Annotated in this window: 25 protein-coding genes; all 25 read left to right on the forward strand. The window is 53.2% G+C overall.

Features of this window, described 5'->3' with window-relative positions; all coding sequences use genetic code 11:
• Positions 1-113 precede the first annotated feature (113 nt).
• The 25 genes from QMN93_RS03090 to QMN93_RS03210 all read left to right on the forward strand — a co-directional run bounded on the left by QMN93_RS03090 (position 114) and on the right by QMN93_RS03210 (position 21793).
• Positions 114-659 carry a KilA-N domain-containing protein gene (locus QMN93_RS03090; RefSeq protein WP_323619372.1) on the forward strand — a complete coding sequence of 182 codons (546 nt, stop codon included), beginning with the start codon at positions 114-116 and terminating at the stop codon, positions 657-659.
• 176 nt (positions 660-835) lie between these two features.
• A complete protein-coding gene (locus QMN93_RS03095; RefSeq protein ID WP_323619371.1) occupies positions 836-1039 on the forward strand; it encodes a hypothetical protein in 204 nt (67 codons plus the stop codon).
• 3 nt (positions 1040-1042) lie between these two features.
• Positions 1043-1681 (forward strand): putative metallopeptidase, encoded by a 639-nt coding sequence (locus QMN93_RS03100; protein WP_323619370.1) that lies wholly within the window; start codon positions 1043-1045, stop codon positions 1679-1681.
• A gap of 32 nt (positions 1682-1713) precedes the next feature.
• Entirely contained in the window at positions 1714-2169 is a 456-nt protein-coding gene (locus tag QMN93_RS03105) for a DUF2280 domain-containing protein (RefSeq protein WP_323619369.1), read from the forward strand.
• Positions 2166-3419 carry a phage terminase large subunit gene (locus tag QMN93_RS03110; RefSeq protein WP_323619368.1) on the forward strand — a complete coding sequence of 418 codons (1254 nt, stop codon included), beginning with the start codon at positions 2166-2168 and terminating at the stop codon, positions 3417-3419. The genes QMN93_RS03105 and QMN93_RS03110 overlap by 4 nt, the downstream gene beginning before the upstream one ends.
• Positions 3420-3468: 49 nt before the next feature.
• On the forward strand, positions 3469-3660 hold the full coding sequence (locus QMN93_RS03115; protein ID WP_323630722.1) for a hypothetical protein: 192 nt from the start codon (positions 3469-3471) through the stop codon (positions 3658-3660).
• A 59-nt stretch (positions 3661-3719) separates the two neighbouring features.
• A complete protein-coding gene (locus QMN93_RS03120; RefSeq protein WP_323619366.1) occupies positions 3720-5069 on the forward strand; it encodes a phage portal protein in 1350 nt (449 codons plus the stop codon).
• Positions 5029-5979 (forward strand): phage minor head protein, encoded by a 951-nt coding sequence (locus QMN93_RS03125; protein ID WP_323619364.1) that lies wholly within the window; start codon positions 5029-5031, stop codon positions 5977-5979. The genes QMN93_RS03120 and QMN93_RS03125 overlap by 41 nt, the downstream gene beginning before the upstream one ends.
• Before the next feature lie 9 nt (positions 5980-5988).
• The gene (locus QMN93_RS03130; RefSeq protein ID WP_323619362.1) at positions 5989-7254 is read left to right on the forward strand and encodes a hypothetical protein; all 1266 of its coding nucleotides are present in this window, start codon (positions 5989-5991) and stop codon (positions 7252-7254) included.
• Between the two features lie 12 nt (positions 7255-7266).
• Positions 7267-7716 carry a hypothetical protein gene (locus tag QMN93_RS03135; RefSeq protein WP_032669780.1) on the forward strand — a complete coding sequence of 150 codons (450 nt, stop codon included), beginning with the start codon at positions 7267-7269 and terminating at the stop codon, positions 7714-7716.
• Positions 7717-7733: 17 nt separating this feature from the next.
• On the forward strand, positions 7734-8810 hold the full coding sequence (locus QMN93_RS03140; protein ID WP_323619359.1) for a major capsid protein: 1077 nt from the start codon (positions 7734-7736) through the stop codon (positions 8808-8810).
• A gap of 9 nt (positions 8811-8819) precedes the next feature.
• On the forward strand, positions 8820-9113 hold the full coding sequence (locus QMN93_RS03145) for a hypothetical protein (protein WP_323619358.1): 294 nt from the start codon (positions 8820-8822) through the stop codon (positions 9111-9113).
• A 62-nt stretch (positions 9114-9175) separates the two neighbouring features.
• Positions 9176-9577, forward strand: a complete 402-nt coding sequence (locus QMN93_RS03150; RefSeq protein WP_023300381.1) for a glycoprotein — start codon at positions 9176-9178, stop codon at positions 9575-9577.
• Positions 9577-9750, forward strand: a complete 174-nt coding sequence (locus QMN93_RS03155; RefSeq protein ID WP_006820518.1) for a hypothetical protein — start codon at positions 9577-9579, stop codon at positions 9748-9750. Before QMN93_RS03150 ends, QMN93_RS03155 begins: the two co-directional genes overlap by 1 nt.
• Positions 9750-10100, forward strand: coding sequence for a hypothetical protein (locus tag QMN93_RS03160; RefSeq protein WP_323619356.1), 351 nt, complete (start codon positions 9750-9752; stop codon positions 10098-10100). Before QMN93_RS03155 ends, QMN93_RS03160 begins: the two co-directional genes overlap by 1 nt.
• A gap of 2 nt (positions 10101-10102) precedes the next feature.
• The gene (locus QMN93_RS03165) at positions 10103-10471 is read left to right on the forward strand and encodes a hypothetical protein (protein ID WP_045336300.1); all 369 of its coding nucleotides are present in this window, start codon (positions 10103-10105) and stop codon (positions 10469-10471) included.
• Positions 10468-10851 (forward strand): hypothetical protein, encoded by a 384-nt coding sequence (locus tag QMN93_RS03170; RefSeq protein ID WP_063963674.1) that lies wholly within the window; start codon positions 10468-10470, stop codon positions 10849-10851. Before QMN93_RS03165 ends, QMN93_RS03170 begins: the two co-directional genes overlap by 4 nt.
• Before the next feature lie 63 nt (positions 10852-10914).
• On the forward strand, positions 10915-11658 hold the full coding sequence (locus QMN93_RS03175) for a phage tail tube protein (RefSeq protein ID WP_063963675.1): 744 nt from the start codon (positions 10915-10917) through the stop codon (positions 11656-11658).
• Positions 11659-11716: 58 nt separating this feature from the next.
• On the forward strand, positions 11717-12400 hold the full coding sequence (locus tag QMN93_RS03180) for a DUF6246 family protein (protein ID WP_063963676.1): 684 nt from the start codon (positions 11717-11719) through the stop codon (positions 12398-12400).
• A 58-nt stretch (positions 12401-12458) separates the two neighbouring features.
• Complete coding sequence (locus QMN93_RS03185) at positions 12459-15941, forward strand: tape measure protein (RefSeq protein WP_323619350.1); 3483 nt, start codon at positions 12459-12461, stop codon at positions 15939-15941.
• A 2-nt stretch (positions 15942-15943) separates the two neighbouring features.
• A complete protein-coding gene (locus QMN93_RS03190; RefSeq protein ID WP_323619349.1) occupies positions 15944-16438 on the forward strand; it encodes a hypothetical protein in 495 nt (164 codons plus the stop codon).
• Positions 16438-16908, forward strand: coding sequence for a hypothetical protein (locus tag QMN93_RS03195; RefSeq protein ID WP_044865745.1), 471 nt, complete (start codon positions 16438-16440; stop codon positions 16906-16908). Before QMN93_RS03190 ends, QMN93_RS03195 begins: the two co-directional genes overlap by 1 nt.
• Complete coding sequence (locus tag QMN93_RS03200; protein WP_323619346.1) at positions 16901-17338, forward strand: NlpC/P60 family protein; 438 nt, start codon at positions 16901-16903, stop codon at positions 17336-17338. The genes QMN93_RS03195 and QMN93_RS03200 overlap by 8 nt, the downstream gene beginning before the upstream one ends.
• Positions 17280-19763, forward strand: a complete 2484-nt coding sequence (locus tag QMN93_RS03205; protein ID WP_323619344.1) for a MoaD/ThiS family protein — start codon at positions 17280-17282, stop codon at positions 19761-19763. Before QMN93_RS03200 ends, QMN93_RS03205 begins: the two co-directional genes overlap by 59 nt.
• 56 nt (positions 19764-19819) lie before the next feature.
• Entirely contained in the window at positions 19820-21793 is a 1974-nt protein-coding gene (locus QMN93_RS03210) for a GDSL-type esterase/lipase family protein (RefSeq protein ID WP_193138882.1), read from the forward strand.
• Positions 21794-21844 lie beyond the last annotated feature (51 nt).

The following is a 21844-nucleotide window of genomic DNA, read 5'->3' on the forward strand; positions in this document are numbered from 1 at the left end:
CGTCGAACCATACCCTTTGAAATGAGCCTTTGAGGAAGTCAGTTAGTGCTGGCGAGCCTCGACGGGCTGATTTCCTATGCGGCAAAGGTTCATCTCAAAGAAAGGTACACGCTATGACATATCCAACTGTGATCGTGAATGGTGTCTCTGTCCGTGTGGACGAGAAGGGGCGATATAGCCTGAATGACCTTCATGCCGCCGCCGTCCTGAAAGGTGAGGCTACTGAGTCTCAAAAGCCGGGCAAGTTCATTCGTAGTGCATCAGTAAAGCGTTTCGTTCAGGCGCTGGCAGGCAAAGGACAAAAATGTCCTATGGAAGATAACCTGGCACTTAGAGTAATTCGCGGTGGTGACGAGCCCGGCGTATGGGCTGCAGAGCTACTCGCTATTCGATATGCCGCCTGGATTAAGCCGGAGTTTGAAATCCACGTTTACGAAACCTTCCGCGAGGCTGTGCTCAACGGTCTTAGCAATATGAACCGACTCAACCGACTTGACCTGCTGATCGCCAATGAGACCAAAGAGGTCAGCGCATGTGCCCGGGCAATGAATAAGTGGGGCGTCGGTGGTCGCAAGAAGCTTCTCAATTGCGCTCGTGAGCGGATCGTCAGCCAGATGGACCCTGACATGGTCGCGTTGATGGAAGCGAAAGCAGGATAGCCAACGAAGAATTGCGTCGGCAAATATCGGCATTACAGAAGCCCTTCACTGAGGGGCTTCGATAATGATCTATGTAACCCCGCAAGGATGGTGATCACATCTTGCTGACGGGTAAGCCGTAAGTGGCTAAGCACTTCTGAGAAGCAGGGCAGCAGCTGCGACACGTGGAGAACGAAATGGCTACTGTTTACAGAATCACAATCACCAAAAAATCCAAAGAGTCCTTCACCGGGCTCATGACCAGAAGCCAGCCAGAAATCGTTAATGGTTTTGTTGCCCTGGCAATGGATGACGGCAAATGGCGCTACTTCAGCCAGGACAGCATTGATGACTTCCTGTTCGAGCCTGTAGATCAACCGGCAGAACAAACTACGGAGTAAGCCATGGCTAATGATGACGAGCGCAGGCCATATCCGCCAGTTAACTTCATCGCCTCCGACAACTGGCAGTCATACACCAGGCTGATCCCCGCTAACGAAGTGCATGAGTGGGTAAGCCGCCAAATCCTCAGCGATACCGGCAGCATCCATAACCTTGACCATGAGCACCTGCTTGATGCTGATCTCTGCTTCATGTGGGCGTCTGACTCATTCGCGAAGAAAGGGCGCTACGTTCTCGGTCAGGCTGAACAGGTAATGCTACGCGCCGGTGGCTGGCAGAAAGCCCGAATGGAACAGCAGATGCATGAATGGTTCGGGCGCATCCCGAAGTTCATTATCACCCTGGCGGCTGATTACTGCTCACAATGCAGTGACCTCGAGTTCTGCGCACTGGTAGAGCATGAGCTTTACCACATCGCACAGGCCACCGATGATTTCGGCGCGCCTAAGTTCAACAAAGAGACCGGGAAGCCAGTGCTCACACTCCGCGGCCACGACGTCGAAGAATTCACTGGTGTCGTACGTCGATACGGTGCCAGCAAAGAAGTACAGGAGCTCGTTGATGCGGCTAATGCGCCTGCTGAAGTGGCTCACATCGATATAGCCAGATCATGCGGCACATGCACGCTCAAGCTGGCCTAACAATATGACTGATTATGACAGGCAGGTAATCCATGGCGACACTGAAAGGTGAGGTCAAAGCCTTCATCGTTCAGTCCCTTGCCTGCTTCGATACCCCATCCCAGGTGGTTGAGCTGGTCAAAAAAGAATTTGGCCTGAGCATCACTCGTCAGCAGGTCGAATCCCACGACCCGACGAAAGCAAACGGCAGGGGGCTGGCGCAGAAGTGGGTTGAGCTATTCCACGAAACCCGAAAACGCTTCCAGACCGAATTAAGCGATATCCCGATCGCCAACAAAGCCTATCGTCTACGTGCGCTTGACCGGATGATGAGCCGCGCTGAAGGAATGAAAAACATGGCACTGGCTGCCTCGCTAATGGAGCAGGCCGCCAAAGAGGTTGGCGACGCGTACAGCAACAAACAGAAGGTCGAGCACACCAGCCCGGACGGAACCATGACTCCGCAGCCGACCATCATCCAATTACTCCCCGTTGAGCCGAAAGCATGAGTGAAGCCGTTCAACTGCCGATCCCCGCGAAGCTTGCGCCGCTGTTCACTGCCGTGAATAAGCGTTACCGGTGCTCGCACGGTGGGCGTGGTAGCGCCAAGACGCGCACATTCGCACTGATGACTGCAGTAAAGGCGTATCAGTCGATGATGAACGGTGAAAGCGGCGTGGTGCTCTGCGCGCGTGAGTTCATGAACTCGCTGGAAGAGTCGAGCATGCAGGAAGTGAAACAGGCGATCCTCTCTGTTCCCTGGCTGGCTTCCAACTTTGATATCGGCGAGAAGTACATCCGCACTATCGATAAGAGCGTTAACTATGTGTTCTGCGGTCTGCGGCATAACCTCGACAGCATCAAGTCGAAAGCGCGCATCTTGCTTTGCTGGGTTGATGAGGCTGAATCAGTCAGTGAAATAGCATGGCAGAAGCTGAGCCCAACCGTTCGTGAAGAAGGATCAGAGATTTGGGTGACGTGGAACCCGGAGCGCGACGGTAGCGCAACGGATAAACGTTTCCGCAAAGAAGCTGGCGAAGACTGCATCACCGTTGAGATGAACTATACGGATAACCCATGGTTCCCTGACGTGCTGGAAGGTGAGCGACAGAACGATCAGCGACGCCTCGACCCGGCGACATACGCATGGGTGTGGGAAGGCGCCTACCTCGAAAACTCCGATAAGCAGGTTTTGGCTGGGAAATACCGGATTGCCGAGTTCTCGGACCAACTATGGAAAGAGTCCGATCGCCTGTTCTTCGGTGCCGACTTCGGTTTCGCCAAAGACCCTAACACGCTGGTGCGCTCGTTCATCCTGCATAACCGGCTGTACATCGAGTACGAGGCATACGGGCAGCAGACTGAGCTCGACCACATGCCGGAGCTGTACGACACAATTCCCGGATCGCGTGACTGGCCCATCAAGGCCGACTCCGCTCGACCCGAGACGATTAGCTACCTCAAGCGGCAGGGCTTCAACATCTCGGCTGCCGAGAAATGGCAGGGGAGCGTTGAGGACGGTATCGCGCATCTTCGCGGCTTCGACGAAATCATCATCCATCCGCGCTGCAAGAACGTGGCGCGCGAGGCCCGCATGTGGTCGTACAAAACGGACCGAATCACTGGAGAGGTGTTGCCTAAGCTCGCCGATGGTTACGAACACTGCTGGGACGGCATTCGCTACAGCCTCGACGGACACATTAAGCGCAAAGGCCAGATGGCCGGGATGATGATTCCTAAGCGTCTACAAAGGAGATAGCCATGGCAGATAAATGCAAGTGCCCGGGATGCGAGAGAAAGCGCAATGAATGGCCTGGTTATCATCCATGCGCGTCGAAATCTTCCGGCAAGGTATTACCACCGCCAAAACAACGATAAGGGGGCGCGTACATGACCGAATATTGGTGCTGCGCCTGTGGGAAAATCATCAGATTCGAAAGAGTTATGCCTCTAAATTACATCCCAAGGCACTGCCGCACTCTGATGCTCAGAAAGATTGAATCATTCACTCCGGCAAAAGGACCAAAAATCCCGCCGCTGAAACGCTGACGGACAATCCATGACTGACAAATTAACTCTCGCCGTCAACCATGCGTTGAACGATGCGCGGATGGCTCGCGCCCGTATGGGCCTTATGGCGCCTACGATGGGGCTGGACAATAAGCGCCATTCAGCATGGTGCGAGTATGGCTTCCCTGAGCAGGTCACTTACGAAAACCTTTACGCCCTGTACCGCCGCGGCGGTATCGCTCACGGTGCCGTTGAGAAGCTGGTGGGCAAGTGCTGGCAGACGAACCCGGAAATCATTGAGGGTGATCAGGCAGACAAAAAGCGCAAAGAAACCGCCTGGGAGAAAAAGTCCAAGCAGGTATTCACCAATCGATTCTGGCGCTCATTCTCTGAGGCGGATCGCCGCCGTCTTGTAGGTCGTTATGCAGGAATACTTCTGCACATCCGCGACGAAAAAGACTGGAGCCTTCCAGTCACCAAAGGGCGAGGTCTTCAGAAAATATCCGTGGCGTGGGCCGGATCGCTCACGGTTGGTGAGTGGGACACTGGCCTAAACTCGCAGACGTACGGACAGCCAAAGATGTGGCAGTACGCCGAGCGGTTGCCGAATGGCTCAAGCCGCCGCGTCAATATCCACCCTGATCGCGTTTTCATCCTGGGTGATTACTCAGACGATGCCATTGGGTTCCTTGAACCAGCTTATAACGCATTTGTGAGTCTGGAGAAGGTAGAGGGCGGGTCTGGTGAGTCATTCCTGAAGAACGCCGCGCGGCAGCTTAATGTCAACTTTGAGAAGGAAATCGACTTCAACAATCTCGCGTCTCTTTATGGCGTGAGCATTGACGAGTTGCAGGATAAGTTTAACGAAGTTGCCGGGGAAATGAACCGTGGTAACGATGTTCTGATGACAACCCAAGGGGCTACAGTCACACCGCTGGTCACTGCGGTAGCGGATCCGTCAGAGACCTATAACGTAAACCTGCAAACAGCCGCCGCAGGAGTTGATATTCCTACGCGTATTCTGGTTGGCAACCAGCAGGCTGAGCGCTCCAGCACCGAAGATCAGAAGTATTTCAATGCTCGCTGCCAGTCGCGCCGTGTAGACCTCGCTTTCGAGATAGAGGACTTCTGCGACAAGCTCATCGACCTGCAGATCGTCGACTCAGTCAGCCAGAAGGCTGTTATCTGGGATGACCTGAACGAACAGACCGGTACTGAGAAGCTCACTAACGCCAAGACCATGGGCGAGATTAACCAGACCATGCTGGGCGGCGGCGACGAACCAGCATTCAGCCGTGAAGAGATTCGTACAGCTGCGGGTTATGACAATGACGACGAAGAGCCGTTAGGAGAAGAGGATGGCGACGAAGAAGACGAAGCCACCAATTCTACCGCGTAACTATCAGGATCCGACCGGAGCCGATGCGCTGGAACGCCGGGCAATGAAAGACTTCGCCAGGCGAATGAACAAGATTGGTAAGGCGTACAAATCAGCACTCGAAAAAATACCTTCCTCCCTTGCAGTAAACGCCAGATACGAATACCAGCTAAACCCAACGCTACTCTCCATCATTCTGAACGATGCCAGTTACCTAGTGGATCAGGTGCTGCTTGAAGGTGGCGACTACGACCTGTGGTTTTACGAGTACATCGATCTGGCTTCGGAGAAAGGGACCGGGCAGTCGTTCTACAACCTCAGCCAGCAGTCGCCGGTGTACGCAGCTGGTCGCGAGTCGTTAGCGTCCATCCTCGCAAGCGACCCGTATCAGAAACGCATGGCGCTGGTGCATGCGCGCGTGTTCGAGGAGATGAAGGGGCTGACTGCTGACGTTAAGCGAGATATGGCGCGAGTACTGACTGATGGTGTTGGGCGTGGTCTCAATCCGCTGGACATTGCCCGCAATCTGACTGACCAGACCGGCATCGAGAAGCGTAGGGCAAACCGGATAGCACGCACTGAGGTTACAAATGCTCTTCGACGAGCGCGCTGGGATGAGTCAGAAGAAGTGATGACTGATCTTGGGCTTAATCTAAGGTTGCTGCACCTTTCAGCATTAAGCCCTACCACGCGAATAAAGCACGCTCTGAGGCATGCGCACACCTTCACAGTTCAGGAGGTCAGAGACTGGTATGCAGTTGATGCAAACGCAATCAACTGTAAATGCGGGCAGGTCGAGGTGCTTGTGGATTCAGACGGCAATCCGCTTTACCCGAACGTCATTGAAATGGCTAAGAAGGAATTCGACAGCCACTGGAAAAAGATGAAGGTCAATCATTCAGCTTGTCACTGCTGCAAAAAGGCAGCTTGAGGTTTAACCATGCCAATGCAGGTCAATATCACCACGAAGGTGAACAGCCAGTCTATCCGGCGAGAAACATATAACGGTCGTGAACATCTGGTGCTGCCGAGTTATACGCTGCCGGCGAACGTCGTCATGAATGGCGGCTTGTACACGCAAGAGCAAATCGACGCCCACTATAAGGGGCTGGAGGGTACCCTGGCACCGCTTGGGCACCCTCAAGTTAACGGTCAGTTCGTTTCTGCTTTCTCCCCAGAGGGGATTAACGCAGGCCATATAGGAGCGTGGAACCGCAACGTTAAGAAGTCCGGTAATCGCATCTACCTCGAAAAGTGGGTTGATGTTGCCCGTGCCAGCGAGTCGGAAGGTGGCAGGGAGCTACTTGATCGCGTCGCTGCCATTGAGCGCGGTGAAGACGTTCCGCCGATTCATACCAGTGTTGCAGCATTCCTCGACCAGCTTGAACCCAACGATCAGCAGCGCGCCACAGGTGCTGAGTGGGTGGCAGATATCCACGGCATGGACCACGACGCAATCCTTCTGCACGAAGTCGGAGCTGCAACACCTGAGCAGGGCGTTGGCCTGATGGTAAACGCCGATCTGGCGCAGCCGCTTAAAGCGAACTCCGGCGCGCTGGTGGGTGAATCCTACCGGGAGCGCGAACAGCGTCTTGATCGCGCAGCCAAAGCGAAGTTTGCGGCGGGCGCGGATGAATATGCCTGGGTTGCTGACTTCACTGATTCGCAGGTAGTTATCGTGCGAAATGGCGGCGATGCGCAGGTTTACGGCTATTCCGCTGATGGCGGGAAGATCGCTATCGACGACAGCGGCACCGTGGTAGCGCGCCAGGAGTCGTGGGTGGCCGTCGTAGCAAACAAATTTAAAGCTCTATTCACACCGCAGGAACAGCCTGCACCAAACCACAAAACGGAGGGCAACATGCCTTTAACCAAAGAAGAACTGGAACAAATCGGCAGCATGATCGGCCAGGCTGTTGCGACCAATACTGAAGCGGCTATTAAGCCTCTCGCGGAAAAGGTTGATGCGCTGCAGGCCAATCAGAAGCAACTCGCGGAAACCCTGACCGCCAACTCCCGTGCCGAAGAGAAAGCAAAGCGCGAAGCGGTTGCGAAGGTCCATGGCGATATCGTCGCGAACGCTCTGTCAGGCGAAGCTCTTGACGCGATGTACAAGTCGCTGGGCGAAGCTGCGCCGCTGGGCACAAACAATGCTCAGCAGCACAAAGAAACCGGCGCACCAGCCGCAGACGAACACTTCAAGTAAGGAGCCGGAATAATGCCACGTTATCGTCGCGTTAATATCGATGGTCAGTCTCTGTACAAGACCGAAACCCGCACTACGGCCGCAGCGCTACTTCCGGGTACCGCCGCAACCATCAACTCATCCGATGAATTCGCTCAGGCCACTGCGCTAACCGGACGCCTGTACATCATCGATGTCGGTTACCACCAGGGCCTGACAATCACCGAAGAAATCCCTGCCGGGGATTCGGCAGTAGGTAACTACGTCGAAGAAGGTCGTGAGCTGGCGCTGCGCTGCCTGCCTGGTGCGTATAAAAAAGACAGCCCGATCAAGCTGGGCACTGCCGGTCAGTTTACCCTGGCAACCGATGACACTGATTCAGTGATCGGATACAGCCAGGATGAATACACCATCGCGGCCAGCACCACCGACTTCATCCGCGTGCGCATGCGCGTTGGCACTGCCGCCGCTGCTGGCGCGTAACAAAAGGATAAAAACATATGTACTTCTCAAAAGAGACGCTGGCGACTAACTCCCGCCTTGGCGGGCACTGGAGTGAGCTGTGGGCAAACCGCAACATGTGGAACCTACAGAACGATTCCATCATTGCAGCTAACCGCGCGATGATGACTGCTGACATGCTGGCCTGTAACGCAGTGGGCGGTTTTTCCCGTGACTTCTGGGCTGAGATTGACCGTCAGGTGCTCCAGCTGCGTGATCAAGAAATCGGCATGGAAATCGTGAACGACCTGATCGGCGTTCAGACGGTGCTGCCGGTCGGTAAAACCGCCAAGCTGTATAACGTGGTAGGCGATATCGCTGATGACGTGTCAGTAAGCATCGATGGCCAGGCGCCGTTCTCCTTCGACCACACTGACTACGCGAGCGACGGCGACCCGATTCCGGTGTTCACTGCTGGCTATGGTGTTAACTGGCGTCATGCTGCTGGCCTTAACTCTGTAGGCATTGATCTGGTGCTGGATTCGCAGATGGCGAAGATGCGAAAGTTCAACCAGAAGCGCGTTAACTACTACCTCAACGGCGATTCAAAAATTCAGGTTCAGTCCTACCCGGCGCAGGGCATTAAGAACCACCGAAACACCAAGAAGATCAACCTCGGTTCCGGTGCTGGTGGCGCGAATATCGACCTGACTACTGCCGACATGACCGCGCTCTTTGCGTTCTTCGGTAAAGGCGCATTCGGTACCACCGCACGCACGAACAAAGTCGCCGCATACGATGTGATGTGGGTTTCCCCGGAAATCTGGGCAAACCTGGCGCAGCCGTACGTGGTGAATGGCGTTGTAAGCGGCACTGTATTGCAGGCGGTTCTGCCGTTCGCGCCGGTGAAAGAAATCCGCATGAGCTTCGCGCTGACCGGTAACGAGTTTATCGCGTACGTTCGTCGCCGTGACGTGATCTCTCCACTGGTTGGCATGGCCGTAGGTGTTGTTCCGCTGCCGCGCCCACTGCCTAACGTTAACTACAACTTCCAGATCATGTCTGCTGAAGGTCTGCAAATCACCGCAGATGATCAGGGCCTTTCTGGCGTTGTCTACGGCGCTGACCTGGCGTAAGGAAACAGCATGGCTAAATACGAAGTTGTGCGCCCATGGTTCGGCGTGAAGGTTGGCGACGTGGTGGAGTTGAAAGATCTTCACCCGGCGCTGAAGTCTAACGTCCGGCTGATGAAAGGTGAGGCGGGTGGTGAGCTAAAACCTGGAACACCTGATGCCGGTACCGGTGAGAAATCCCGCAAAGAGGTTATCCAGGCTCGTCTGACTGAACTGGGCATCGAGTTTAAAGGCACCCTGGGCGCTGAAAAGCTCAGTGAACTGTTGCCGGATGGCGAACTCGAAAAGCTTTTCCCTGCTGAATAACAGCCGCCGCTAAGGCGGTTTTTTTATGCCCCGCTCCGGCGGGGTATTTCACGGAGTCGATAATGGTAACTCTCGAACAGGCGAAGGAGTATCTGGAGAGCCAGGGAATTACCATTCCCGATTTTGTTCTTCAGGCTCTCGTCGACCAGGCCAACAGTATTCAGGAGTGTCTCGATGCACATTATCCTGCATCGACCGCGCTGTTGATTCAGCTCTATCTGCTGGCGCTTATGGGGCTCGGGCAGGGGGATAAATACATCTCCAGCCAGACGGCTCCAAGCGGGGCGTCGCGCTCTTTCCGGTATCAGTCGTTCACCGACCGCTGGAAAGCATCAGTGAACCTGCTGCGCGGGCTGGATAAGTACGGTTGTGCAACCTCCCTTATTCCTGCCGACCCTACCGCCACCCCGTCATTCGCTGGTATCTGGATCGGTAAGGGCGGCTGTATGTGCGGGGATAAGTGATGACGTACAAATCAGTTAAGCACGGGCTGCCGCGCTCGTTCACCCGCGTCTGGGTGATGACCGACACCGGGCGGGAGACTACCGGCTACGTGAAATCGGACGGCGAGTGGTTCATCAACTGCCCGCGCATCCGGGCGACTGGCGCGAAGGTGCTGCGCTGGAAGGAGGGCTGATGTCATCGGTAGCGAACTGGAGCTATACCGCCACGGCGACCATCTGGCGCAAACTGGAAGGAAATGACGAATACGGCGATCCGCTTGGCTATGCCGAACCTGAGCAAATCCTCTGTGATTACGAGGGCGGGCTCAGCAAGAAGTTAGCCAGCCTGGGCGCTGAAATCGTCGTGAAAAACACCATCTGGACGGAGTTCTCTCTGGCGGCCGCGGGTGATTACCTGCTGATTGGCGTATCGACCGAAGCGGACCCGGTTGTCGCCGGTGCCGACGAGGTGCGGCAGGTTATCCGTTACGCCGACACGTTCGAGCGCCTGGCGGATGATTACGCCATACTGACGGGAGTGTAGCAATGGGTATCAAAGTGCGTGGCACTGCACGTGTTGAGCGCAATATTGACCGAATTCTGAATGATATTCAGGGTAGAAAAGTCATTCGCGCACTCCAGTCGGCGATGATTCTTGGGGCGGCAAGAGCGGCCCTCTACACGCCTATCGATACCTCAGCACTTCTAAACAGCCAATTTCGCGAAATCGTAACTGATGGGGCGGTAATCACCGGCAGGGTGGGTTATTCAACCAACTATGCCGTTTATGTTCATGATCCGGCTAACCCGCAGAGATTCCGTCGTTCAACGGCTAAAAAAGAATTCCTCACACTTGGATTTGAAGAGGAGCGCTCTGCAATCGATGATGTTGTGCGTAAGGAGCTTTCGTTATGACACCCATGATGCATGAGCGGGTGCGCAACATGTTCGGCGATGCCGGGCTAACTGCCGGATTCACGGTGCAGCAGCTGATGTACGACGACCCTGGCGACCTGTCGAAAGCGATCATGGTGTTCAGGCCAAATGGTGGTTCGAACATCCGCACCGATCTTGGCTCTGAGTATCATGTTCTGGTCGATGTCGTGGGCGCAAAAGATAAGCGCAAAGACGCACTCAATGCCGTGCAGCGCATCGTAGATTACGTCCAGGCCAACCCCATGGCTGACGAGTGTGTCGGATACATCCAGAACATGGGCGCAATTCCCGCGCCGGTGCTCACAGAAGAAGGGCGAATAGTCTTCCGATTGCAATTTGAATGCACGTTTGGCGACTAGCCATTCCCAACCAAATAACCCGCTCTGGCGGGTTTTCTTTTATACGTCAAAGAGGAGTTTCACATGGCTAATTGCCAGAACTCGAACGAGCGCCTGTTCGGCGGTGCGGTCGTGCTGGAAGTCGCCGATGGCTGCCCGGACGTCAAACCACTCGAAGCAGAGTGGATGGCGCTTGCCGCTGGTACGTCGAAGGGCTTCGACTTCAACCCGAACTCGGTTACCTCTGATGCGGATGACGGCGGCGGCTATGTCGAGACCATCATCACCAACAGTGACTTTACCCTGAGCTTTGAGGGAGAAGTGCGCAAGAAGGATAAGCTGGATCAGTACGGTGTCGGCAAGTTCATCAAGTATTTCGCCGATGAGCTGAAGGCCAAGCGCCAGCCTGGTATCTGGGTGCGCATGGACTACGGACCGGTTGAATTTATCGGCTACATGAACATCACTGCGCTGAGCTCTGATGGTGGAACCAACGATATCGTCACGTTCTCAACTGAGTTCAAAGTCGGTGATGCGAGCACCATCGAAGTTAATGAAGTGACTGCTGTTGAGGTTACCGGCGTAACGGTAACCCCGACAACCAGCACCGGCACGGCAGGCGGTACCAGCACTTTCACAGTGAATATCGCACCAACTGGCGCAACCAACAAAGACTTCACTGTGGCTTCTACCGATGCGACTAAAGCAACGGCCACCGCCTCCGGCAACACCGTTACCGTGACGCGCGTAGCCACCGGCAGCGCGCAGATCATCATCAACACTGTAGACGGCAATTTTGTGGCCGTGCATACGGTTACCGTTTCCTAACGGACATTCCAAAGGGCGGCGTGCTGCCCTTGATAATGACCGCTAAACGGAATTTACCATGATCCCATTAAAAGAAATTGGCGAATTCCTGATCGCCGCTGGTGATAAGGAATATTTTTTCCGACCATCGTTTATCAACATAACTCGAATAGGCGAGCCAGAAGATATCGTGCGCGCTTTTTATGACCTTCATCATGATGAGATATCAGTTCTTCTCATGTCGGCTATCGATGCTTATGGCGCCGTTCCTGAATGGCTTGTTCAGCACATAAGAACTACCAGTTATGGAAGAAAGGCAATAATGGCTGCAATGACGGTGCTTTCATCCTGTTGCGACACAGATGTAACACCACTGATCGGTGAGCTATGTATAGCCAAAACCAAAGGAAAGTCATTCAAGCTGCGGCGTGGAGCAATGGACGAGTTTGATATGATTGTGATCGCCCAATCACTCATAACACACGGCATTATCGGAAAAGCCAGGGTAAGAAAACTCCAGCGCCATGAGAATACCGGTACCACGACAGAATTTAATGCATTTGAGTATATCAGCGCAGCCAGAAATCATTTCAGCATGAGCCGCAATGAGGCGGAACAGCTTACCATGACGGAGTTTCAATATTTAATTGCCGCCAAATACCCTGACCAAAAAGGGTTTACCAGGGAAGAATATGACTCAATATCAGAGGATTATTTAGCCAAAAAAGCAAGAAGAGTGTCGATGGCTCAGCAGGCGGCATGAGCTGTTCATTACAGTAACCTCGCTCAGGCGGGGTTTTTTATTGCCCGGAGATTAGATTATGGCTGGTACTGTCAGCGCTGGAACGATTGTTTATGAAGTTGACATGGACACCGCCGGGATCCTTCAGGGACGCCGGGATATTGATGCCGCGTTGAATGGTCTTAACGGTAGCATGGGTCGTCTTGAGGCTGGGTTAAACCGCACTGAGCGATCCCTGTCTTCGATTGAAGGCGCTATGTCCAGCTTAACTGGCGTCGCGAAAGCGCTCATTGCCGCTCTTTCTGTACAGCAGGTCGGCGCATACGCCCAGGCATGGCAGGACCTGAGTAATAAACTGGCAAACGCCGTCAGGGATTCCGTACCTCCTTTTGAGACCTTGGCTGATGTCACCGAGCGTGTTTTTGATATCTCTCAAAAGACTCGTTCAGGTCTCGATGCCACGGCCACTCTCTATGCACGTCTCGAGCGATCAACACGGAGTTATGGTGTCAGTGTTGAGGACATTACCAGGCTGACAACCATTATTAACCAGGGTTTCGTGGTCTCAGGGGCAACAGCCGAGGAGGCAAGTAACGCAATCATTCAGCTTGCTCAGGGGCTGGCGTCCGGAGCTTTAAGAGGTGATGAATTTAACTCTGTGAACGAGCAGGGTAACCGGCTCATGATTGCTCTTGCTGACTCTATGAATGTCAGCATTGGGGCGCTCAGAAACATGGCTGCAGAGGGCAAGTTAACCACTGATGTGATCGTGAATGGCTTGCTCTCTCAGGGCGATAAAATTGGACAGGAGTTCGCTAAAACTACTGCCACGATCAGCCAGTCTCTTGAAATTGCCAACAACAACATCACGAAGTTCTTTGGCGAGAATGCCACTGTAAAAACTGGTGTCAAAATATTCAGTGATTCAGTTATTTCACTCAGTGAAAACCTGGACGTTCTCAGCGCTACTCTGACCATTGTTGCTGGCGTTATGGGCGCGCGATATGTCGGTGCGTTGACCATGGCTACCTCAGCGAAAATCGCTGATATCGCAGCATCCCGTCAGCAGGTTGTCGCAGACAATCAGACGGCACAGGCTGCTCTGGTAGCCGCTAATTCTGTTCAGCGTAAGGCTCTTGCTGATAAAGAGGCTGCTCTTTCTTCTCTCGCGCTGGCCCAGGCTGAATATAACGTGGCAAAAGGTAGCGCTGCAGAGATGCTGGCAATGGATGCCCTTGTAGCCGCAAAAACCAGGGCTACTACCGCATCTATAGCTCTTGCCGAGGCTGAAACTGCCCAGGCTGCTGCGTCGGCCCGTGCAGCGACAGCTGCTCGTGCAGCGTCCATTGGTATCGGAATGGCTCGTGGTGCGCTTGCTCTTATAGGTGGTCCAGCGGGGGCGGCTATGCTTGCTGCCGGCGCGATCTTCTATTTCTGGCAGAAAGCTCAGCAGGCAAAAGAGGAGGCTATCGCCTTCGCCGATGGTCTGGATAAGCTCAACGCCGCCATGAATGCAATGTCGAACACGCAGCTGCGTGGGGCTATTGCAGATGCCAATAATTCTATTCGAGCTCAGAAAGAGGCTGTTGCGGATCTGCAAAGTGAAGTTGACTCGCTGAGAGACAGATACCAGAACTTTACCCCGGCTGCCCAGAAGGTTGCTGAATCTATGGGGCAAGGTACAGACTTCGCTCGCCAACAGGCGGAAGTGTCTGATGAGCTGGCTCGCAAGACGCGAGACCTTGAGGCCGCTAAAGATAAATTATCCAGAACAGAAGAAACCGCGTCAGAGGCGACTCGCACGCTCACGAACAACATGCTCACGGCGATGGGAGTTCATGATCAACTCATCGAAAAATCCTGGTCTCTTGAGCAGGTTCAGGGTGCGGTAGCGAAAGCCTTTGGGGAGACGGCTGATGAAATAAACCGAGCCAATCAGGCCGGAAAAAGCTTCGACCCCAAAGCGCTGCAGATATCTCCCGCGACCAAGGAGGGCGATAAAGTTATCGCTACTCTGGAAGAGCAGAATGAATTACTTAAAATTCAGGACGAGAGAGAGCGGGCGATAGCCAAAGCCAGGATGCAGGCTGCCAAGGTCACTGACAATCAGAATCAAATCTCTGCAGCTGGCAGGCTGGCTGCTGAAAATTATGATTTAGAGAAGTCAGAAGAAGCCAGGAAAAAAGCTCAACAAGAGAGTGAGCAGCAGGGGAAAAAATCAGCGTCTTCCGCTGAATCTGTTGCTCAGAAACTGGCAAACCTGAAGCAGCAATCGGAGCTTGCCGCTGACTCAACGAATAAGCTGAGCCGTGAGCAGGCCATCCTGAATGCGCAGCAGTCCCTTGGTAAAGGAGCTACGAAAGAGCAGATCGCACTGGCCGGACAGTATGCGGCAAAAAAATGGGATACGGCCAACGCTATCAAGGCAGAGGCTGCAGCTCAGAAGCTTCTTCCTGAGTCACGTGAGAACGCCACTTACAAGCAGGATGTTGAGGATCTGAATACCGCACTGGCGGCGAAAAAAATCAGTCAGGAGCAGTACAACCAGACTTCTGAAAGGCTCGCAGCAACACACCAGGCCAACCTTGCCAAAATCCAATCCGAGCAGGCCGTAACTCCGCAGCAGGACGCTGTTGGTAGCGTTGATCCGGTGCAACAACTGGCTAACGAGAACGCGCGAAAACTCGCGCTCATCCAGGCTTTCGAGCAGCAGGGACTGGTCACTCACCAGAACGCGCTGATGCTACGCGCCAATGCGGATAAGAGTTATGAGCAGGCACGTATTGCTGCGCAGTGGGAAATGTGGAGAAATCAGAGTATCGGCAACGAAATGCTCGCGGCCAGCTTTGATTCCCTTGCAGGTAATGCCTCGAATGCTTTTACCGGGATTCTGACGGGGAGCATGTCAGCACAGGAGGCGATGCAGTCTCTCGCCAGCAATGCTCTTAACAGCCTGATCAACGGCTTTGTTCAGATGGGTGTTGAGTGGGTTAAATCAGCTATCACCGGAAGTGCAGCTCAAATTGCTGCTACCACTGCAACTACCTCGGCGGCCGTGGCCGGCACGGCTACGACAACCGCGGCGAGCGTTTCCTCTGCGGCGGCCACGACCGCGGCGTGGACACCAGCTGCAATCGTCGCCTCCATCGGATCGTTCGGTGGTGCTGCGGCCATTGGTATTGGCGCAGTTATTGCCGCCATGGCGATGGCTGGTGGTATCGCAGGCAAGCGTAAAAATGGCGGTCCTGTATCAGCAGGCTCTATGTACCAGGTAGGCGAGGGCGGCATGCCTGAAATCTACCAGGCCAGCAATGGTAGCCAGTACATGATCCCAGGCGACAACGGAAAGGTGATTAGCAATAAGGATCTGACGAATGGGGGAGGTGGTGGTGTGGTAGTCAATATCAACAACTACACGTCATCAAGCGTAGATGCGCAGGCAACACCAGACGGAAATGGAGGGTGGACGGTGGATGCATTCGTTTATGACCTCGATAACGGTGGTCCTGCCAGCCAGGCCATACAGCGAAATCACCAGGCACCACGTAAGGCAAGGAGCTAACTATGCCAATCCCATATCCTGACTGGCTGCCACTGGCGCAAAAAGGGAAGATACCCTCGACCGATACCGGTTTTCGGACGGACCAGCCGGCGGTCGGCGCGCCAATATTTCAGAAGCTCACCGATGACCTGAAGACCACCTTTTCTCTTACGTGGATATTCACCAGAGATCAGCACCGGGCTTTCATGCAGTGGTTGCGCAGCCCGAACTACCTCGACAACTGCAATCAGTGGTTCACGATGCGCCTCGGGACCGGTACTGGCGACACAGGCCTTGAAGTTCAGGAACTGCATTTCCTTTCCTGGCCAACATGGTCGCAGTCCGGATCCATTTTCACCTGGAGTGGTGATGTTGTTGCGCGACAACTGGTTAACTCAGATGACGAGTTTGACGACATTATCGTCGAGCTTCCGCCGCCGTGGGGTTCATGGCTCGATATTATCGTCACCGGCTATCCGGATGGACGCGATCCGGAAAGCCTTTCGAGGGTTCCGTAATGCCCACACTGAGAGAATTTCAAAGCCAGAGACCTAATCGGATACTGTACGAGACGATCACCTTCTACAACGAGACGTTTGGATATGTGCGTCTGGTGAACAACCAGATATTCCCAAAAACGTTAGGCGGCCAGGTGTTCACTCCATGCCGGATGGAGCTTACGGAGAGCCAGCAAAGCAATACGCCGGTACTCGACAGCACGGTTAAATTTAGCCGCCTGGCGCAGGACTTTAAGCAGAAGCTGAAACTCTGGAAGGCGCATTCGCGCATCACACCGATCTCTGCCACCTATCAACAATTTGACGCTGCAGACATGAGCACAGCCATCAAGTCATGGACGCTCTACGTCAATGACTGCTCGATGGATGACAAGGACGTCACATGCAGCCTGACGCGCATTAATCCGCTAAACCGTAACGTTGGCCGTCTGTATACCGTCGAAGAATACCCGGGGCTTCAGAATGCATAGAGAAGAGTTCATTTCTCGAATTGAAGGCGTGCCATGGAGTAACCGGGCGTGCAGTTTCGACGCAGCAGACTGCTGGGGTCTGGTGGTGATGTATTACCGGCATGTTCTCGGTATCGAGGTACACCAGACTGCGGACTACGAATCCGGGCGCGACTTCATGACGTGTTATGACGCTGATGTCGTGTTCTGGCAGCGAAGCGAAACATTTTGCGATGAAGGGATTTTCGTGGCCTGGGTTGGCAGTCAGCCCGTGCATGTCGGCCTGATACTTGAAGGCCGGGCGCTACACAGCCGCGGTGAAAACGGGCACGTCAGGTTTGACGCGATACGGACAATTCACAAGCTATTCACCAAAGTTGAGTTCTATACCTATGCCAATCATCGAAATTCATCGCGTCCCGGGGATGCCGAAGGACAGGGCGGAAGTTGAAGCAGGGACGGTGTTTTATGACTGGCTTGCTCAGGAGAGCTTCCACCGCGATATCCGCATCAACGTTAACGGCAAAGAACTGCAGCCTGAAGAAGAACTGGGCTTTGTTCTTCAGGAAAATGACCGGGTAGTCATTTTTGACCAGCCTAAAAGCGGCGGTCTGATTGGTACCATCCTGAACCCGCTCGAGCACCTCAACCCGATAAAATTTACTCAGAAAGTACTTTCCGGGCTGATGCCGAAAGCAAATGCGGGCGCTGCCGGCGGGAACAGCAAAACGTCGCCAAACAACAGCCTGAAAGGCCAGACCAACATTGCGCGTAATGGCGAAGCCAAGCCTGATAACTTCGGTCAGGTACGTTCGTTCCCGGATCTGGCTCAGGAATCGCTTTTTGAATATGAAAACAACCTTAAATACATCACTGAGTTGATGGTGTTCGGGCTCGGTAAATACGACGTTACGTCTGTGCGTTTCTCAGAGTCAAATCTCGGTTCAATGGCCGGTGCTAGCTACACCATTTACCAGCCAGGTGATGTCATACCGGTGGTAAATGAGGGTTATCAGTTCGACGACGTCGACGGGCAGGAAGTGCCAGGCCTGAATGAAAGTGGCGATTTCCCGATCGAGACGGCGACGGCAAACACTGTCATCAGTGGCGTTTATGCTGGCGGCCAGATAGCGATGAAAATCCTTAAACAGGCTGACTTTGACTACTTCGCCGATTTGACTTTTCCGCACCCGGTAACGTTCACCATTAACGTGACGTATCCGATCACCGGCGGAACCCGCACTGAAGACGTCACGCTTTCCGGTAGACTCATCAGTTTTGCTGAGACGAACGACGGCGCCGTTGTTAACCCGAAATATTACTACACGTTCACTTTCGACAACCTGAATGGCCCATCCATTCCGATCCAGGATGCGACTATCAACACGACGAAGTTCATTTTGAGCGATAACGCCGCGCTGATCGTCGGTCCGTTCTTCTCGCCGATACCATCAAGCCAGCTGTGGCTGCATACCCAGTCCGGGCTCGGCGGTAACAGCGAAACGAACTGGGTGGTCAAAATCTGGAAGGTCGACAATGACAACAACCTGATACCCGGAACTGAGCAGACGTTTACGTACCGGCAGACTACGCCTCACGACTACATGTCGGAGACGTTTAACCGGACTGACAAACTAACCCCGGCGGGCGGGTTTGGGCGCTATGCGATCACCTTCCAGAGGACGGATAACAGCAGCGACGCGAGCAAGTTGCAGGTCGAAGAGATTCACGCTGTAAACGTCAGGACTAACGTCGTTCACGCTGAAGATTCTCTGGTAATGGTGAAGGTCCGGGCTACCGAGAACGCCACAAGCGGGCGCGACAGGAAGTACAACGCGCTGATCACCCGCCACGTCATCAGCTACAACATGACGACGCAGCAGGTCGACTACACGCTCAGGCCATCGCGCAAGTTTGCAGATATTGCGCTGTTTAACTGGCTGGTGGTAGGGCAGCAGCCGGAGTCGAGCATTGATATTTATGGCCTGTACCAGATCCAGGCTGAAATCGACGCTATCGACCCGCGGCTGGGGTATTTCGATTACACCTTTGACGATGAGGATGTGTCGCTCGGTTCGCGCATGGAGACCATCTGCGATGCCGCCAGCGTGTCGGTTTACGACGACAACGGCGTGCTGTCATTCACCCGGGACAGTAAAAAGACATCTGCGGCCACGATATTCAACCGATCAAATACAAAGCCAGATGGTTATTCGCTTTCTTACGACATGACGCTCCCGGGCGGTTATGACGGCGTTGAGGTGCAGTTCCGCAACCCGGACACCAATAAGCAGGACTTTGTACGGTACCGGATATCAGGAAATTCCATCATTGAAGGATCGCCGGCCAAAGCGAAGAAGTTCGAAATGCTGTACGTCAGGAATCGCTTCCAGGCCAACGAGCGCGCGCTTCGGGAATGCAGGCGGCTTATCTACTCCCGCATGACGATGCAGGTAACGGCCATGGCAGACGGAGAATGGGTAAACATTGGCGATATGGTTCAGGTGCCGGATACATACGATACCAACCAGCAGGCCGGTTATATCGTGTCGCGGGTCGGGAATGACTTCGAGACGAGTGAACGCATCAACTTCTCAGGAACCATGTTTGTGCAGGTCACCGATTCGTTCGGCGCCACCACGGCGCGATACCCGGCTTCTCCGCGTGCTGATACTGCGTTCGGCTTTACTGCTGCTATCCCGAATATCGATCTCAACCTTTTTGATGGGTTCGACGTCCAGTCACCTTCCAGATACGTTATCGCCACGTCTCAGGAGCTGGATGCCGGGCAGTGGACTATCACCGCCAAGCAACCTGATGGAAAGGGTAGTACCGCATTAACCCTCGCTGAGTATAGCGATCTGATTTACCAATAAGACCCATCCCGATCACCCAGACCCGGCCACCGCGCCGGGTTTTTTATGGAATCAATATGGCTACTCAACCAACTCAAAACGCTGTACCAAGCGAATCACACCGCGACCTGAAGTTTAACGCTGGAAAAATTGATGAGTTTGTCACTTCATTTGTTCAGCAATACATCGATCGTTTTGGCAAAGCGCACTATACGATTGAAGGTCTGAAGCAGTTAGTGCTTCAGCAGATATACAACCTTGGATGGAACCTGAGGGGCTCTTTCCAGGATGGCGGCACTGTGACGTCAGCTGGCGACCTTCTCCAGGATGAGAGCACGAATATCTGGTACCGCTGGGATGACCTCGAAACTTTGCCAAAAACTGTTCCTTCTGGCTCTACCCCAGCATCAGCTGGTGGTACAGGGGTTGGTAAATGGCAGCCGGTTGATGTAGCAGATGTCCTGCGGAAAGATCTGGCATCGTCATCACCTGGGAAGGGGGCCTCACTGGTTGTATTGGAAAGTGGTGATTCAGTCCAAAAGGCAATTAATAATATTTTGGCGATTCCACAGCGCTGCACACATGCTGCTAATTTATTAGCAGATGGAAGTTCTATCATTATTGAGTGCTTCGGTGACTCCACTATGTGGGGATCCATTCCTGGCGCTACTACTACTCAGGACCCGAAAAACTCAGTTGCTGAGTTGCAGACAACGCTGAACCTTCTTTTCCCAGGAAAAGCCACCGTTCGTAATAAAGCATTACCTGGGACTAATCTCGAATCACTTCTAAATGGTACTGACGGCGGCCCTGGCACGTTTGATTCTAGAATGGCCGCCTCAGACGCGCTGGTTATATTCAGTAACCACTGCCTGAATGACTGTAACTCATATCAAAGCGATGAGCATGAGTATAAAGATAACCTTTATAAATGGGTGAATATAGTAAGGAAATATAACAAAATACCCGTAATAGTAACTCCAACCATCATCTCACCAACAGATGACGGCAAAGAATTCATGATGAAGCGCATGCCTGCATTTATTCAGGCGCAGCGTGATGTAGCTTCTGAGATGAATGTCGATTTGGTGGATAATTTCTACTACTCGTATAAAACATCGCGCATGTTTAAAGTTACTGACATAGCTGGTGATGGTGTTCATTTAACTCAGTCATCTTACCAGTCAGCTGGAAGAAACCTTGCCATCCCTCTGATTGAACCTCATTTTTTGAAAAGGCCAGGCGACCTTAGCGGTCTAGCGACATCGTACTGGAAAGATACGATTACAAATGCACGCGCTATCTTTAAAGTTGACTCACGATTTGGCTCTGTCTTGTCAGGTGATTCAATAGCTACGCCACAGAATATTTATTATCCAGTTGTTCTGGATAACCCGACCGACGATACAACGATCGCGATCGGAGGGTTGCAGGGCACCGGCGGCGGGTATGGCGTATTCACGTATTCAGGGGCCAACGGAGACGCAAGATTTAGCGGAATTATTGACTTTAAACGTTCAAATTCTCAGGATTATGACGCCTTATTTATCCCTAAAATATGTAAATTAGGGGCTGGATTGCATATTTTAGGCGTGCTTGCCAGTACAGGGCTTAATGGCCTTAACTTTACTTTCGGCGGGGCTATGCTTCTCCCGCGTAGAGAAGTCAGCACTGGCTATCCCGACGGAACAGGTAGAACACAGTCAAGGTTAATTTGCACAGGAGATGAAATTCGTTTTTCTGCTTATTTTGCTAAAGATGCTACCAGCCAAGTCGCATTTTCATTAAAGGGAAATTTGTATACAGATACATCAAATTCACTTGTAATTAATAATGCTCTTGGCGTGCTAACCATGGTTGCTGGAGGTGTAACTACTAATATTGGAACGCTAACTCAAAGCGGTTTCCAGGATTGCAGGATAGTACTCAATGATGACCGGACAATTAGCGTTAGCGTTGGCGGATTTTCAGCCACATCGACAGCTATGAGCGCTTCCTTACCTACGTGCTACGTGTCTTCACCCGGAGTATACAGTGTAAGAAAACCATAGCGTAGTGATTTGACTGTGTTGTGATACATTGTAGAATCCCAGCCAAATGTT

The organism is Enterobacter sp. R-1.6.2 (genome assembly GCF_035064085.1).
GTDB classification, from domain to species: Bacteria; Pseudomonadota; Gammaproteobacteria; order Enterobacterales; family Enterobacteriaceae; genus Enterobacter; species Enterobacter asburiae_B.